This is a genomic window from Sutcliffiella deserti (genome assembly GCF_020037475.1).
GTDB lineage: Bacteria > Bacillota > Bacilli > Bacillales > Bacillaceae_I > Sutcliffiella_A > Sutcliffiella_A deserti.
In genome coordinates, this window is the sequence record NZ_JAIQDB010000002.1 from 110,258 (window position 1) to 126,935 (window position 16,678).

Genomic DNA, 16,678 nt, shown 5'->3' on the forward strand with positions numbered 1-16,678 from the left:
GAAGAAGCTTATGGGGAAGAGGATATTGATTTTATCAAATCATTTTATAACTCTATATAATTTTAGAAAAGAGCTTATTAATAAACTAGTAAACGATGGACATAATGTTTTTATTTCAATGCCAAAATCAGAAGATAACATAATTTTTAGTGATATGGGCTGCGAGATAATTGAGACCCCTGTTGACCGTAGAGGGATTAATCCAATTAGCGACCTAAAACTAATATTAAATTACATTAGAATAATGGATAGGGTAAAACCAGATATTATTTTTTCATATACTATTAAACCAAATATATATGGATCTATTGCTTCTAATTTCAAAAAAATTAGACAAGTCAGCAACATCACCGGCACAGGTGCGACTTTTTTAAAGAAGGATGTTGTTAGTACAATTGCTAAGGTGTTATACAAAGTTTCACTTAAGAGGTCATATAGAGTGTTTTTCCAAAATACAGGAGATAAGGATTACTTTGTTAAGAATAAAATGGTTAAGCATAATTATTCTATGCTCCCAGGTTCAGGTGTGAACCTAAAACAGTATTCACTATGTGAATTACCACCAGATAACCAGATTAACTTTATTTTTATAGGAAGGATAATGGGGTTAAAAGGTATTGATCAATATCTTGGGGCCGCAAAAAGAATAAAAGAAACCCATCCTAATACAAATTTTTACATTGCGGGTTTTATTGAGGAAGAGGAGTATAAGCCCATCATTGATGATTATCATTCAAAAGAAATAATTAAATATATTGGTTTCCAAAAGGATATAAAGTCATGGATAAAAAAATGCCATTGTACTATCCTGCCGTCTCATGGAGGTGAAGGGGTGCCAAATGTGTTATTAGAATCAGCAGCAATGGGTAGAATTTGTATTGCCTCTAACATTAGCGGATCAATGGATGTAATTGATGATGGTTTGTCCGGTTATTTATTTGAAGTAGGAAATGCAGAAAGCTTAATTATAAAGATTGAAAGTTTCTTGAAAAAGGATTATGAAGCAAAGGCGCAAATGGGTTTAATTGGAAGAAAGAAAGTTGAAATTGAATTTGATAGAAATATTGTCATTGGTGCCTATTTAAAGGAATTAACTCAGTTAGAGGTGACATAAATTGGATTATAAAAAATTAATTCGGAGTCAAAAGGTTAGGCTTAAGCTTTTAAAATTACTTGATTTTTTGCCGGATAGACTAATGATTAAACTTCAATATAAGATAAAAACAGGTCGAACTTTAAATTTATTAAACCCTGTTAGATTTACTGAGAAGTTACAATGGTATAAGCTTTATTATCGAGAACCTCTTATGATTCAATGTTCAGATAAATATGGTGTTCGGGAATATATATCTTCAAAAGGGTATGAAGATATATTGGTACCACTTTTTGGTGTTTATGAAAAGGCAGAAGATATTGATTTTGATAAACTTCCTGATAAATTTGTCTTAAAGACAACAAATGGTAGTCATACTAATATTCTATGTGAAGATAAGTCAAAGCTAGACATCGATAAAACAAGAAAAACATTAAATCAATGGATAAATAACTGGGCAGGTAAAGTCGGTAGAGAATGGGCATACCATGGTATAAAACCACGGATTATTTGTGAAAAATATCTGGATAAGGATAAAAATGATGACTTAATTGATTATAAATTTTTCTGTTTCAATGGAGAACCGCACTTTCTATATGTTATAGTTGAAAGATTTCTGGAAGATGGAATTAAATTAGGAATTTATGATACCTCATTTAATGAACTGCCATATAAGAGGGCTGATATAAGAGGATTAAAAAAAGAAGCGATAAAACCTAAGAACTTTGAAAAAATGGTTGAAATAGCTAAAAAGTTATCGGAAGATTTTGCACATGTACGAGTAGACTTTTATAATATCGATGGACAAATATACTTTGGAGAACTAACCTTTTATACTGCTGGTGGCTATCAGAAATATGTTTCAGACGAATTTGACTTTATTATGGGAGAAAAGTTTTTATTGCCATCAAGTACAAGCTAACTAATTATACGGGGGACTTTTAATGAAGAAAACATTTAAACGGTTTAGGCAATTTATGAATGATGATAGTATTAATCTTTATTTGAAAGTTTTCTATAAATGGCAAATTAGAAATAAATTATTAAAGAAAACAGATACTATTGATGAACAGTTTAAAGAAGAGATAAAGGCTTATTGGAATAAATTTAATATTAAAATTAGTACAGATTGGCATAAATGGTATTATTCTAGGAATGGTGTGAAAGATGTAAGGTATATCCCAGAAGATATTTTCTATTGTGTTATAGAACCTTATTATAATAGAGTAGATTTCGTCAAAGCATATTCCGATAAATCACTTCATAGTATTTGGTTTTCAGATGTTAAGCGACCTATTACAATTGCTAAAAACATGAATGGTATATGTTATGATGATAGTTTTAACCCTATAACTTTAGATGAGCTTTTAGATAGATGTTCAAAGAGATCATCAATTATTATAAAACCCAGTATTGAAAGTGGTGGTGGGAAAAATATTAGCTTTGTAAATGCTGAAAATAGTGAAGACATGCGAAATAAAACCTATTTAGAGTTAAATGATTTTAAAAAAGACTATGTTATACAGGAAATTTTGGAACAGCATGAAACAATAAATCAATTAAACCCTACATCTATCAATACAATAAGAGTGACTTCACTTCTAAAAGATAATAAAGTAAATTTACTAACTTCGCATATACGCATAGGGGTTGACAATTCAAAATACGATCATTATGGAATTGTATGTGGGATACAGGAAAACGGACAATTAAAGGACTTCGCATGTAAATATAAACAAGGAGATGTATTCACAGTGCATCCCCAAGGCTATGAATTTAAAGGCACATTGATACCTAGTTTCAATAAAATGAAGGAAATAGTAAAAAGAGAGCACCTAAAATTTGGTCACTTTAGATTAATGTCTTGGGATTTTGCCATAGATAAAATGGGAGATCCAGTATTAATTGAGGTCAATTTGAGATGGCAAGGTTTAAATCATCACCAATTAACAATTGGTCCACTGTTTGGTGATTTAACTGATGAAGTCCTTGAGGAAGTGTATGGAAAAAAAGCCGAATTATAAAGTGAGGTTTAATGATATAAATGGATAAAGTTATAACTATAATAACGCCAACATTTAATAGGGAGCATACCTTATATAATTGTTTTGATTCTTTAAAAGCTCAAACAGATAAGAGATTTCTATGGATGGTTGTTGATGACGGTTCTACTGATAACACTGAGGATTTGGTTCATAATTGGATAAGTGAAAATATAATTGAAATTCAATACTTTAAAAAGAATAATGGTGGAAAAGCGTCAGCTTTAAATTTTGCATTAGACAGAATAGATACAGATTATTGGGTGTGCTTGGATTCGGATGATACCTTTTCCCATAATTCAATTGAACTGGCTCTAGATGGGTTAGAAAAGATTAAAAGTGTTACTAACTACTGTGGTCTTTTAGCATTAAGAAATGCTAAAAGTGGCGAAGTATTCGGTGGTAAAAGAATTCCTAAAGAAGTTGTAGAGACTACAGTACTGGAATTAAGTGACAAGTATAAAATCAGGTCTGAATTTGTTCAATTCTATATAACAGAAATCACTTCTGGTTATCGCTTCCCTGAAATATCAGGGGAAAAGTTTATGCCACCTGAATACCTGGCTAATGAGTTAAACAAAAAATACAAATTTAAAGTAGAACAAAAAATATTTTGCTACTGTGAGTATTTGCCAGATGGATTAACGAGAAATAAACTTGAAATAATAAAAAATAACCCAAGGGGATATACTTTGGTCGTGATGCAAGCGTTCGAGTTAACAGATAATTTTTATAATAAGAGTAAACGTTGTTTAAAGTACATTTCTGGATGTTTATTAAGTGGGGACAGAAACTGTATAAGAAATTCGCCTCATAAAATTATGACGACTTTATATTACCCATTCGGTTGGTTGGTTTATAAATATAGGTTTGGCAAATAATCTGTAATGTTTGAATTCACCTATCTTATTTTATATTGTTTTGTGGAGGGAGTACCTTTTTATAGGGTAATGTTATATGAATATATTGCAAGTAAATCTAGTATTAATCCTTTTTTATGCATTGTTTTTTTTATGTATAAAATCAAAGACCACAAGAATTATTTTTTTAATCTTTACCACCATACAATTTGCAATACTACCTGGGTTTAGAGGTGTCACAGTTGGTGTTGATACATGGCGTTACGAAAGGTCATTTAATTGGTTAAAAGAAATTAATAATTTTAATGACTTTTTATTATATGATTCCGATTTTGGGTTCAAATTAGTTCAGCGAATAATTTTATTTTTTACAGATAACTTTAATTATATGTTAATAGTATTTTCATTGTTTATATTTATCTCGCTTGGAATCTTTATTTATAGGTATTCCAAAAGTATATTTCTTAGTTATATCTTATTTATATGTCTTGGGTTTTTTGATCATTCTTTTAATCTCCAACGACAAATAATAGCACTTTCTATAGTCTTATTTTCATATAGTTTTATTCTTAAAAAGAAGCCAAAACACTTTTTTATGGTAGTATTATGCGCTTCACTGTTTCATAGTTCTGCTATAGTATTTCTGCCGGCATACTATTTTGCGCATATGAAGTGGAAGAAGCATACTGTAATTTTAATACCCTCTATTTTTATGTTATTTTTTATTTTCAAAAATCAAATTGGGGAAATTTTCACTATCTTATACTATGATGAAGCAACAAAAATGTTGAATAGTTATACATCAACGTCTGGTTTAGGTGGAATGGCATTACTAATATTAATTATACTCATTATTGGTTTTGTTATATACAACCCATTAAGGCATAATGATATAGAAAATAAAGTACTGTTTAACCTATTAGTGATTTCTTTTTTTATCCAAACAATTAGCAGTTTCTCATATCTATTTACCAGATTAAATCTTTTCTACTTCATTTTTATAATTTTATATATTCCAAACGTTATATATAATCTCGATAAATCAAAAGTTAATATTAAACGTAGATATTTAAAGGTGGCTCAATTTACTGCAAAATCCGCGGTTGCAATAATTGTCATTACTTATTATTTAACACAAATTAAGATTGATGGAGCTGATATTATCCCGTATTACTTTTTCTGGGAATAATCCTTTAATCAAAAGAGAGTATTTATGAAGTGTTGGAGGGAATTCATGAAAGTTTTACACTTTATTCCAAATGATAAATTTACGCTTCCTTATATAGAATTTGTAAATGATAAATTTAACAATAAAAGTCATGCTTTTTATGTTATTAAGGGCGAAAATTATGTCAAAGACATAGTAACTAAAGATAAAAATATTTATTGGTTTTCTGGGGGAGTTAAAAATTTATTGACGAAAATCGTCTTAATGAATAAATCCGAGAAAATAATTTTGCATAGTTTATTTAGCAAGAAATTATTACTCCTACTTTTTGTACAACCGTGGTTACTAAAAAAAAGTAATTGGATTGTATGGGGGGGAGATTTATTTAGTTATCGAGAAAGTAATATAATTAAAAGAATATTTGCAATGATGAAAAAGAGTATAGTTAAAAATATTTATGGTATTTCCACTTTAGTTAAAGGTGATCAAGAACTAGTAACAGATTTATATGATACAAAAGCGAAAAGGTTTATGGCAATTTATATTAGCGATGAGCGAACAAAACAGATTAAAGAAATAATTAACAGGGCTGATTATTTTAAAAAGAAAAGAAAAAAAATTAGAGTTATTGTGGGGAATTCAGCTACCTCAACCAATAATCATTTAGAAGTGTTCGAAATATTAAAAAAATACAAGGGTGAAAATATTGAAATAGTATGTCCCTTGTCATATGGGAATAAGGAATATGCAGAAAAAGTTATTATGTATGGTAAAGAACTCTTTAATGATAAGTTTACTTATCTTGATAGCTTCATGACTATGGATGATTATATGGAATACTTAAGTTCTTTTGATATAGGTATATACAATAATGACCGACAACAGGGATTAGGTAATATTTATTCCATGTTGTATTTGGGTAAAAAAGTTTATATGAAAAGCGGTACAACTATGTGGTTGGAGATGTCAAGAGACATGTCTCTTGAGGTTTTTGATATTGAAAATATTAGCCATGAAACGTTTGATGAATTTGCATATAACGATAAGAAAATCGTAGATTGGAATATGGGCATTGTGAGAAAAAGATATGAACCACTAAATGCCATTAGTCTTTGGACCGAAATTTTTGAGGATTAAGATACTGTAGCATAGCCATTATTAAATTATCTGGAGAGATAGAATGCCAAAGATTGCAGATTTAAAATCTAAAACAGTAAATGGATTATTATGGAGTTTTGTAGAACTAGTTTCAAAACAGGGTATGCAATTAATTCTCCAATTAGTATTAGCAAGATTACTATTGCCTGAACATTTTGGTCTAATTGGCATGATAACTATATTCATAGCGATTTCAAATACATTTGTACAGAGTGGTTTAGATCAAGCTTTAATACGTGAAAAGAATCCTGGAAAAGAAGATTATTCTACGGTATTTTACTTTAATTTATTTATTTCAATATTTGTATATCTAATCATGTACTTCTTTGCTCCCTATATTGCAGTTTTTTTCAATGAACCGCAATTAGTTGATTTACTAAGAATAACTATGATTATAGTTATTTTTAATGCATTTACTGTAATACAACGAGTTATTTTAATTAGAAAAGTGGACTTCAAAACACAAACTAAAGTTAGTGCTATTGCTGTATTTTCATCTGGAGCTGTAGCTGTAGTCATGGCGATTAATGGTCTTGGTGTCTGGAGTTTAGTTGCTCAACAAGTACTAATGAAAATGGTAGAAATGGCATTATTAATAATTGGGAATAAATGGATTCCGTTATCATCTTTTAATTTCAATTTATTTAAGAAATATTTTAATTTCGGCTATAAGTTATTGCTTTCCGGTTTGATAGATACAATTTTCAAGAATGTTTATTTTGTTATAATTGGAAAGCTATTCCCAATAGCTCAACTTGGCTATTATACAAATGCAGCTAAAATAAGAGATGCATCATCCCAATCAATGACGCAAGCTATACAAAAAGTAACCTATCCTATTTTAAGTAGCATACAGGAAGATAGTCATAAGCTATCTTTGAATTATAAAAAGTTACTTAGGATGACAGCATATATTTATTTTCCCTTCATGTTAGGGTTAGCTGCGATAGCTCCTAGTCTTATTCCGTTACTATTAGGGGAACAGTGGATTCCGTCAGTGGTGTATTTTCAACTTTTATGCTTAGCTGGTATGCTTTATCCTATCCAAGCTATTAATTTAAATGTTTTAAAAGTTAAGAACAGAACTGATTTATTCTTGCTACTGGAAATTTTCAAAAAAATAGTACTAACCATACTAATCTTTTTAGCAATCATCTTAGATTCTGGAATTGAAGGATTAATTAGTGCAGCAATTATTAGTTCTTATTTTAGCTTGTTTATTAACACCTATTACGCAGCTAAGGAAATTAATTACTCATTTTTAAGTCAGATTAAGGATATGTTACCTTCATTCTTATTAGCGGTTTCAATGTCGTGTGCAGTTTATTATTCAAATGAATTCTTTAATATACACCTTTTAGTTAAACTCACTATTCAATTATTACTTGGAGTTACTATATATGTTGGATTAAGTTGGGTACTGAAAATACAAGAATTTAAACTGACAGTAAATTTAATAAGAAGTATAGCAAAAAGAAGGAGATAATATATCTACTCTATAAAATTAGCTGGATTCACCTACTCTAACATAGGGGAGTAATAAGGTTTCCTATGATTTGAAAAGTGATTTAATGATTTCCATGGAACAGGAGTGAAAGTATGAAAAGACTACTATTACTTGGCGGATCAGCCCAACAAGTAACAGCTATTAAATATGCTAATAAATCTGGTTGTTATACAATATTATGTGATTTTCTACAGGATAATCCAGGACAATACATTGCTCATAAATACTATTGTGTAAGTACAACTGATAAAAATGCAGTTTTAGAAATTGCTATAAAAGAAAAAATTGATGCAATTGTAGCATATGCATCGGATCCTGCAGCTCCTACCGCCGCATATGTTTCAGAAAAGTTGGGATTATTGACTAATCCGTATAAGTCGGTAGAAACTTTAGCATACAAAGATAAATTTCGTGAATTTCTTAGAATAAATAACTTTAATTGCCCACGGGCTCAAAGTTTTAAAAATTATCTTGATGTTAAAGAGGCAATAAAAGATTATAAATTTCCGGTAATGGTTAAACCAGTAGATTCCTCCGGAAGTAAGGGTGTTGTAAGAGTTGAGTCTACAGAAGAGCTAAAAGATGCGTTTATTTTAGCTATAGAACAGTCTAGGCAGAGAAAAGTAATAATTGAAGAATTCATAATCAGAGATCATTCTTACATGATAGGCGGAGATTGCTTTGTACTTAATGGAAAAGTAGAATTTATGGGATTACTCAATTGTCATAGAAATAATAAGGTGAATCCTTTAGTACCAGTTGGAAAAAGCTATCCCGTTCAAGTTAGTGATGAAAGAATCGCTCAAATTAATAAAGAAGTTCAAAGGGTTGTAGACTTATTAGAAATAAAACTTGGTGGCTTTAATTTAGAAATCATATTTGATAAGCAAGGGAGTTTGCATCTTATTGAAATGGGGCCACGAAACGGCGGCAATATGATACCTGATTTACTTAAAATGATAACGGGAGTTGATTTAGTTGCTGCAACAATTGATGCGGCAATAGGGCTGGATACTATTGAACTACCACATACTAATAAACAGCTATATTTTGCCACTCATAATTTGCATACGTCTAAGAGTGGTATATATAAAGGTATCAGGATTAACAAAGAAATAGAGAATAAAATTGTTAAAAAAGTTATTTATAAAAAAATAGGAGATACTGTTCAGTACTTTAATGCAGCAAATAATGCAATTGGCATAATCTTCTTGAAATTTGAATCAGTAGAGGAAATGCATAATTTGATGGAAAGAACAGAACAGTGGATTAATGTTATTGTTGAATAGGTGGATATAATGAAAGAAATTGGTGGTTATTTCGGATTAGATGAATTTGTTAATAATGAATATTATAGAAATTTGGTTAGATTGAATACGGGTAGAAATGCCTTAATTTATTTGTTAAAGGCAAAAGGAATTAAAAAATTATACATTCCATATTTTCTTTGTAATTCTGTAAGTAATATTCTTGAAAAGTATAAATATACCTTTGAATATTATTATATAGATGAACATTTTAATCCTATATTCAATAAAAACCTGTTAGAAAGTGAGTATCTATATATAGTTAATTACTACGGTCAGTTTCCAAGTGATAAAGTACGCTCTTTCCAAAAAAAATATAAAAGAGTTATCCTTGATAATACCCAAGCTTTTTTTCAAAAACCATTAGATGGTATAGATACAATATATTCCTGTAGAAAGTTTTTTGGGGTCCCTGACGGTGCATATCTTTCAACAGACATGGTATTATGCGAAAATCTTGAACTAGATATTTCAAAAGAACGAATGACACATATATTAGGAAGGTATGAAAGTATGGCTTCCGAATATTACAATGATTTTCAAGAAAACGATGCTTCCTACAAAAATGAATCATTAAAGTATATGTCTAAGCTTACTAGAAATATCCTTGGGGCCATTGACTATGAGAAAGTTCGAGAAGTTCGGAATGAAAACTATGATTATCTAGATCAAATACTTGGTATACAAAATAAAATAAAGGTTATTAAACCCAATGGTGCTTTTTCGTATCCATATTATATTGAAAATGGCTTAGAAGTTAGAAAGAATCTAGCTAAAAAGAAAATATATCTTCCTACCCTTTGGCCTAATGTACTTAGGAATATGTCAGAGGATAGCATTGAATACCGGTATACTGCAAACATCTTACCCTTACCTTGTGACCAGAGATATGGTGTAGGGGATATGAAACAGATTATCAGTTGTTTATAAGGAGGAAAAAATGAATAGTAAACTATATTTAAGGGCATTTGAGTACGAAGACTTACCATTTATAAATTTATTAAGAAATGAAGATGAATTATATAAATATACATGTGGAAATAAATTCTATATCTCTTCAGAACGTGATATAAAGTGGATAGAAGATAAAATATTTAATAACCGCGACCAATTATATTTAATGCTTTGTACCAAAGGTGAGAACACTCCCATAGGGTATGTTGCTGCCACAAATATTGATTATTTAAACAGGAAAGCGCAGTATGGTGGCATAGTTATTGCAAGAGAACACGCTGGAAAAGGGTACGGAACTGAGGCTTCACAATTATTATTAAGACATATATTCGAGGAACTAGGTATGAACATGATGTATGGTTTTTGGAGAGAGGATCACTTAGCATCGTTAAGAATGGCTGAAAAAATTGGGTTTAAGAGAGATGGTTTAGTACGAGATTACGTATTCAAGCAAAATGGGTTCCATAATGCTTATATTTATAGCATATTGAAGTCTGAATACAACAGTATGTATGTCTTAAATTAACCCATAATTAAAAGTACTTATATTTAATGGAGGCTCTAATGAATAGTAAAGTCAAACAAATTCAAGTAATACGCTCTTCAATGCCACTATATGAGGATTATATTGAGGAAATAAAAGATCTCTGGGAGAGTGGCTGGTTGACTAATATGGGTACGAAACACCAGCAATTAGAAGCTGATTTAATGCAGTATTTATGCTCACCCAATATCTCCCTTTATTCCAACGGTCATCTTGCTTTAGAAAATGCAATAGCTGCTTATAATTTGACAGGAGAAGTTATTACAACCCCTTTTACATTTGCTTCAACTACGCATGCAATAGTACGTAATGGACTAACCCCAGTTTTTGCTGATATAGATCCAGATGATTATACTCTACAAACAGAAAATCTTGAGAGTCTAATAACAGAGAGGACTTCGGCAATCATTCCTGTTCATGTCTATGGAACTATATGTAATGTCAAAGAAATTGAAAGGATTTCTAGAAAGTATAACCTTAAAGTTATTTACGATGCTGCTCATGCCTTTGGAGTTACTGTAAATGGACAAGGGGTTGGTAACTTTGGTGATGTTTCTATGTTTAGTTTTCATGCAACAAAAGTTTTTAACACTATAGAAGGAGGAGCATTAACATTTAGGGATTCTAATATAAAGGAAAAATTAACCGCACTAAAAAACTTTGGTATTACAGGACAAGAGTCAGTTGATTATATCGGTGGTAATGCTAAAATGAATGAATTTCAAGCAGCTATGGGTCTCTGTAATCTTCGTAATATAGATATGGAGATAAAAAAAAGGAAAGTAGTTGTAGAGAGATATTATGAGAATCTAAATAGTGTAGAAGGAATAAAATTATTAAAAGCTCAAGATAGTGTAAGAAGCAATTATGCATATTTTCCAGTTGTGTTTGATGGTTATAAATATACAAGAGATGAAGTACATGAATTATTAAAAGGTAAAAGTATTTTTTCAAGGAAATATTTTTACCCATTAACTAATAGTTTAGAGTGTTATAAAGGTAGTTTTAACACTCGAGAAACTCCAGTTGCTAAGTATATTGCAGATAGAGTTTTAACACTCCCTTTATTTGCTGATTTATCACTAGAAGATGTGGATAGAATATGTGAGATTATAAAAGGTTAAGAAAGGGGCGAGAGTATGAAAGGTATTATATTAGCAGGGGGTTCAGGGACACGTCTATATCCATTAACTAAAGCTGTATCTAAACAAATGTTACCGGTATATGATAAACCAATGATTTATTACCCTTTATCTGTATTAATGTTAGCGGGGATTAAAGAAATTCTTATCATCTCTACCCCGAGAGATGTTATCGGATTTAAAGAGCTTTTGGGAGACGGTAGTGATCTAGGCATGAAATTTGAGTACGCAATTCAAGAGGACCCTAATGGTTTAGCGGAAGCATTTATCATTGGTGAAAAATTTATTGGGAATTCATCGGTTGCTTTAGTACTGGGAGATAACATCTTTTATGGGTCTAATTTTAGTAATAGATTAAAAAAAGCAGCTTTATTAGAAAGTGGAGGAATAATCCTTGGATGTTACGTGAAAGATCCTCGAGCATATGGTGTAGTTGAGGTGGATGAAAATAGAAATGCAATTTCTATTGAAGAAAAACCAGAAAATCCGAAATCATCATATGCAGTCCCTGGATTATATTTCTTTGATAATGATGTTGTTGAAGTAGCTAAAAAAGTAAAACCATCCGAAAGAGGAGAAAAGGAGATTACCTCTATTATTGATGATTACCTTAAAAGAGGAAAATTAAAAGTAGATATTATGGGTAGAGGTCTCGCATGGCTAGACACAGGGACACATGAGTCTTTACTTGATGCTTCAAATTTTGTTGAAGCTATTCAAAAGCGTCAAGGATTGTATATTGCTTGTATCGAAGAAATAGCTTTTCGTAAAGGCTATATTACAAAAGAGCAATTATTACAACTGGCACAACCACTAATAAAAACAGAATACGGAAAGTACTTAGAAGAAGTTGCTATCACAGCATTTAACAAAGAAGTTATCACGGTATAACTTCTCTGTTGGTATATTCTGTAATTGTAAAGGAGTCTTATCATGAACATATTAGTTACTGGAGGAGCCGGTTTTATTGGGGGAAACTTTGTTCAGTTTATGGTTGACAAATATCCTAACTATAATATTTATAATTTAGATTTATTAACATACGCCGGTGACTTAACTAAGCATAAACATATCGAAAATAAGGGTAACTATCAATTCATTAGGGCGGATATTACTGATCGAGAAACTATTATTTCCCTTTTTGAGCAAAAACAGTTTGATTATGTAGTTCATTTTGCTGCTGAGAGTCATGTGGATCGCTCAATTACTGATCCGGGAATCTTTGTTAAAACGAATGTTGTTGGAACCCAAGTAATATTAGACGCATCAAAAGCGATTAATCTAACGAAGTTCATCCATGTATCAACAGATGAAGTATATGGCGAGCTTGACTTTGATCCAACTACATTCTTCACCGAAGAAACACCGCTACAGCCTAACAGCCCGTATAGTGCAAGTAAGGCGTCATCTGATTTACTAGTTCGTGCATATCATGAAACGTATGGTTTGCCAATGAATATAACTCGTTGCTCTAATAATTACGGCCCCTATCACTTTCCTGAAAAATTAATTCCATTAACGATATCGCGTGTACTAAATAATGAAAAAGTACCTGTATACGGTGACGGGAAAAATATTCGTGACTGGTTACATGTTATAGACCACTGCGCTGCAATTGACCTAGTACTACACAAAGGTCTCAATGGTGAAGTATATAACGTAGGTGGCCATAATGAGCGTACAAACTTAGAAGTAGTAAAAACAATTATCCAAGCATTAGGAAAGTCTGATAACCTAATCGAGTTTGTAAAAGATAGATTAGGCCATGACAAGCGTTATGCAATTGATCCTACTAGGCTTGAAAAGTTAGGTTGGAAACCTACTTATACATTTGAAACTGGAATTGCTCAAACGATTCAATGGTATCTTGATAATAAAGAATGGTGGGAGCAAATTATTAGTGGTGAATATCAAAATTATTTTGAAAAACAGTATAGTATAGAAGAATAGTAAAAGGGAAACACGGGGACGGTCCTCGTGTTTCCCTATTTTTTACCATTAAGATTATTCACAAATATTCCGAAAAAATTGAAGGGTTTTAAAACCAGATGTAGAATATCAATAAACAGCCGCATAATCTATCCCTTCTATTCAAAGCTATTCACACACCCACTCTTTTTTTCTACAATCGAATCTCCAACCATTCATTTCACTTATTAAATCAACCATTTTTATAAAGGGAGGCTATTTATTGTAACCGTCAAGGAGGAAGCAGGGGACGGTTCTCTGCTTCCGTAGTCATAATATTCAAAATTTTAAATTAATAGGAGACCGGAGGCCCAGTTCTCCTGGTCCAACGAGTAAACCCTCCCCCAACCCCCACCACCTACCTACTAAAATTCCTTCGCCCCTTCTCCACCACAAAACTATAACTAATCCGCTGCTCCGTACAAAAAATCGAATAAATTACCGACGCCTTCTGAATCTGTTGCCGCATTGTCTGCGAGCTAATCTTCACTTCCAATTCGGTATAGTTATGAAACTTAATCATGCAACATGTCCGTTTGCTAGGCTTGATTTCCTTAATTTGATGATACAAAATCCAAGCACAATCCTCATGCTCAGGCGAATGAGTAGGAAGCGCAATAATCCCCTCCACCTCTGAAATCAAGATCGGCGTCTTTTGCACATAGTTCGTCAAATGCGTCGCCGCCTCTTTTCTCCCATCATAGGAAGCCCCATACTTTAAACAACTCCTGTTCAAAATGACACCAGACCGATCCTTCGTATAAAAAATCCCCTCCATATCTATAATCATCGTCTGATACTCCGGGTGAAGATTAGGAAGGATTGCAATCGTGGTATGACTAATCGTGTACTCGCTTATTATATTCATGAATATTCTCCTTTTAACCCCAGGCAACGGTGCACTGGAGCGCACATAATATTGGAATCGAAATTGGATAGATGATTGGAGTAGAAGCTTCTTCGAGGATACCTATCTTATGGAAGAGAGTGAATTTTACCAGTAAAAAGCTATTCGATTTTAATGAATGAATAAGATAAGGCGGACTGGAAAGTACAAAGATGAAAAGACTAAGAGGGGGAAATTAAGAAAAGCGAACCAATGGCGTGGGGGAATAAAAACTATAAGGTTCTGTATCTTCAACATTAGATCATAGTAAATCACTCACCTTTCCAAAGAGAGCATAGAAAAAATATTTTAAACTACCAGAGAAGCGTTCGCCTATTTACTTCTATCAATCGATTTAAAGTGAATCTCCAAGATTTGCCGTGCAGATTCTAGCTCTTCTTGTGACCTGCCAACAAGCATATCCATAATATCAATCATATCTTCCGGATTATCCACACCAGCTAATTTCTCGGAATAGCGGGTTAAATCTTCTAAAGTCGTATCAAGTGCAACTGCTATCCTTGCCAGCACCTCAACTGTAACCGACACTTTCGCGCGTTCCACTTCACCAACATAATTAGAGGAAACACCTGCAGCCTCCGCCAACTTCTCCTGATTCCACTTTCTTTTGGTCCGTAACTTTCGTATCCTATGACCAACTACCTTTGCACTAAACATAAAATCACCTCTACTCCTAGTAAATCCCAGAGGTAATTTTTGTTGAACACTCTATAGTTGGTATTTAATAGTATTTACACACTATAGTGGGTAAAGGATAAAAAATATGGAATTATATTGGTTATTTGATATATTTTGTAGAATAACAATGAATAGAGCTAAGGATTATTGGTAGAGGTTTCTCATTCCAGTGTCTACTTATTCTGATAATTAAAGCAACTGAATGTGGATTCTACGACTACTGGTAGCCTGAGAGGACAGAACAGCGATCCGTTTATACCTTAGAGGTGCCTAAATCCATGTGTATGGTTTTCATTGGGTATAAAGGGGGGAAAGCTTTCCTGTTTCTGCAGGGGAATGCATCGTAAAAATCTGAGTTTAAAGTGGGAGCATGCAATAAGCACAAAGGAATGACCCATTACAGGATTGTCCTTTGTGCTTAACATAAACCTATGAATTTTTACTTATTTTTTTGAATCGCTTTCCAGAACTCTTTAGCAATGACGTAATATCCTTCTACGTCCAAGTGAATATCATTAGGATTCGGTAGGTATTCCTTCTCATGTTTTTCAATCACCTTAGACGTTGGAACAAAGATATCACCATTCATACTAGCTACACTTTGAATGGTTTGATTGAAAGCATCCAACAGTGGCATTAGTGCCGCTTGTTGTTGTTCTGGTAGATGAGGAAATGGATTGTAGTAGCCCATTACATATACCTTAGTATCAGGATTGATCTTATCAATTTCACTTAAAATGGCAAAAATGTTATTTCCAATCTCGCTTACAACCGGCTGAGCCATTTCCGGATTAGTTAGGACTATGTTTAATTTTTCTAGTAAGTCATTCGCTCCAATATCAATCGTCACAAGCTCCGCATTACTAATAGATTCTCGAAGGCTATCATACTTCGGATTTGTAGGAATGAAGAGCTCATCTAAAATATGTTGCGTCCTATAACCTGATACCCCATAATTGTCGAGGTTTACATTGTATTGAGATTGCTCAAAACGGTTTGCTAGAAAGTCAACGTAACCATCCTGATCAATTCCATATGGTGTTCGTCCTGCAGCGAGTGAATCACCTAGAGCGACATAATCAAAATGTTCCTTTTCGACATTCTTTGCTGACGCGGTAAATGGGATTGAAACAAAAAGTGAACTAATTATCAATGCGCTGACTAACCATTTTCTTATTTTCATAACTTTCCCTCCCCTTACTTAATTTTACTCTATTAAATTGTTCTCTATTAAGAAACGCTTTTCCTTCCAGAGGAAAATAAATATTTTATTGAAAAAGATTCGGAGGGCAGTCCCCTGTGCCTTAAAGCTTTTGGTAAGCAGGGGACGGTTCTTTGCTTCCTTAGTAA

General features: G+C 32.3%; 16 protein-coding genes. 13 read left to right on the forward strand and 3 right to left on the reverse strand.

All coding sequences use genetic code 11. The features are described 5' to 3' along the window. Positions 1–10: 10 nt before the first annotated feature. From K9B36_RS05970 to rfbB, 13 genes are all read left to right on the forward strand, one after another. The gene (locus K9B36_RS05970) at positions 11–1,114 is read left to right on the forward strand and encodes a glycosyltransferase family 4 protein (RefSeq protein WP_223701112.1); all 1,104 of its coding nucleotides are present in this window, start codon (positions 11–13) and stop codon (positions 1,112–1,114) included. A gap of 1 nt (position 1,115) precedes the next feature. Then, complete coding sequence (locus tag K9B36_RS05975; protein ID WP_223701113.1) at positions 1,116–2,015, forward strand: ATP-grasp fold amidoligase family protein; 900 nt, start codon at positions 1,116–1,118, stop codon at positions 2,013–2,015. A gap of 22 nt (positions 2,016–2,037) precedes the next feature. Continuing rightward, entirely contained in the window at positions 2,038–3,117 is a 1,080-nt protein-coding gene (locus K9B36_RS05980) for a sugar-transfer associated ATP-grasp domain-containing protein (protein WP_223701114.1), read from the forward strand. 20 nt (positions 3,118–3,137) lie between these two features. After that, the gene (locus K9B36_RS05985; protein WP_223701115.1) at positions 3,138–4,016 is read left to right on the forward strand and encodes a glycosyltransferase family A protein; all 879 of its coding nucleotides are present in this window, start codon (positions 3,138–3,140) and stop codon (positions 4,014–4,016) included. 76 nt (positions 4,017–4,092) lie between these two features. After that, complete coding sequence (locus K9B36_RS17040; protein ID WP_223701116.1) at positions 4,093–5,184, forward strand: EpsG family protein; 1,092 nt, start codon at positions 4,093–4,095, stop codon at positions 5,182–5,184. Positions 5,185–5,229: 45 nt separating this feature from the next. Beyond that, complete coding sequence (locus K9B36_RS05995; protein WP_223701117.1) at positions 5,230–6,300, forward strand: TDP-N-acetylfucosamine:lipid II N-acetylfucosaminyltransferase; 1,071 nt, start codon at positions 5,230–5,232, stop codon at positions 6,298–6,300. A 43-nt stretch (positions 6,301–6,343) separates the two neighbouring features. Further along, positions 6,344–7,807, forward strand: coding sequence for a lipopolysaccharide biosynthesis protein (locus K9B36_RS06000; RefSeq protein WP_223701118.1), 1,464 nt, complete (start codon positions 6,344–6,346; stop codon positions 7,805–7,807). Between the two features lie 113 nt (positions 7,808–7,920). Further along, entirely contained in the window at positions 7,921–9,117 is a 1,197-nt protein-coding gene (locus tag K9B36_RS06005; protein WP_223701119.1) for an ATP-grasp domain-containing protein, read from the forward strand. Positions 9,118–9,126: 9 nt separating this feature from the next. Next, the gene (locus K9B36_RS06010; RefSeq protein ID WP_223701120.1) at positions 9,127–10,065 is read left to right on the forward strand and encodes a hypothetical protein; all 939 of its coding nucleotides are present in this window, start codon (positions 9,127–9,129) and stop codon (positions 10,063–10,065) included. Between the two features lie 10 nt (positions 10,066–10,075). Then, entirely contained in the window at positions 10,076–10,615 is a 540-nt protein-coding gene (locus K9B36_RS06015) for a GNAT family N-acetyltransferase (protein ID WP_223701121.1), read from the forward strand. A gap of 38 nt (positions 10,616–10,653) precedes the next feature. Continuing rightward, positions 10,654–11,757, forward strand: coding sequence for a DegT/DnrJ/EryC1/StrS family aminotransferase (locus K9B36_RS06020; protein WP_223701122.1), 1,104 nt, complete (start codon positions 10,654–10,656; stop codon positions 11,755–11,757). Positions 11,758–11,772: 15 nt separating this feature from the next. Continuing rightward, positions 11,773–12,666, forward strand: a complete 894-nt coding sequence (rfbA, locus tag K9B36_RS06025; protein WP_223701123.1) for a glucose-1-phosphate thymidylyltransferase RfbA — start codon at positions 11,773–11,775, stop codon at positions 12,664–12,666. Between the two features lie 42 nt (positions 12,667–12,708). Then, the gene (gene rfbB, locus K9B36_RS06030; RefSeq protein ID WP_223701124.1) at positions 12,709–13,725 is read left to right on the forward strand and encodes a dTDP-glucose 4,6-dehydratase; all 1,017 of its coding nucleotides are present in this window, start codon (positions 12,709–12,711) and stop codon (positions 13,723–13,725) included. 376 nt (positions 13,726–14,101) lie between these two features. Here rfbB and K9B36_RS06035 read toward each other — a convergent pair whose 3' ends face one another. From K9B36_RS06035 to K9B36_RS06045, 3 genes are all read right to left on the reverse strand, one after another. Next, positions 14,102–14,611 (reverse strand): competence protein ComK, encoded by a 510-nt coding sequence (locus K9B36_RS06035; protein WP_223701125.1) that lies wholly within the window; start codon positions 14,609–14,611, stop codon positions 14,102–14,104. 351 nt (positions 14,612–14,962) lie between these two features. Continuing rightward, a complete protein-coding gene (locus K9B36_RS06040; protein WP_223701126.1) occupies positions 14,963–15,307 on the reverse strand; it encodes a helix-turn-helix domain-containing protein in 345 nt (114 codons plus the stop codon). A gap of 460 nt (positions 15,308–15,767) precedes the next feature. Then, the gene (locus K9B36_RS06045; protein ID WP_223701127.1) at positions 15,768–16,511 is read right to left on the reverse strand and encodes a GDSL-type esterase/lipase family protein; all 744 of its coding nucleotides are present in this window, start codon (positions 16,509–16,511) and stop codon (positions 15,768–15,770) included. Between the last annotated feature and the right edge of the window lie 167 nt (positions 16,512–16,678).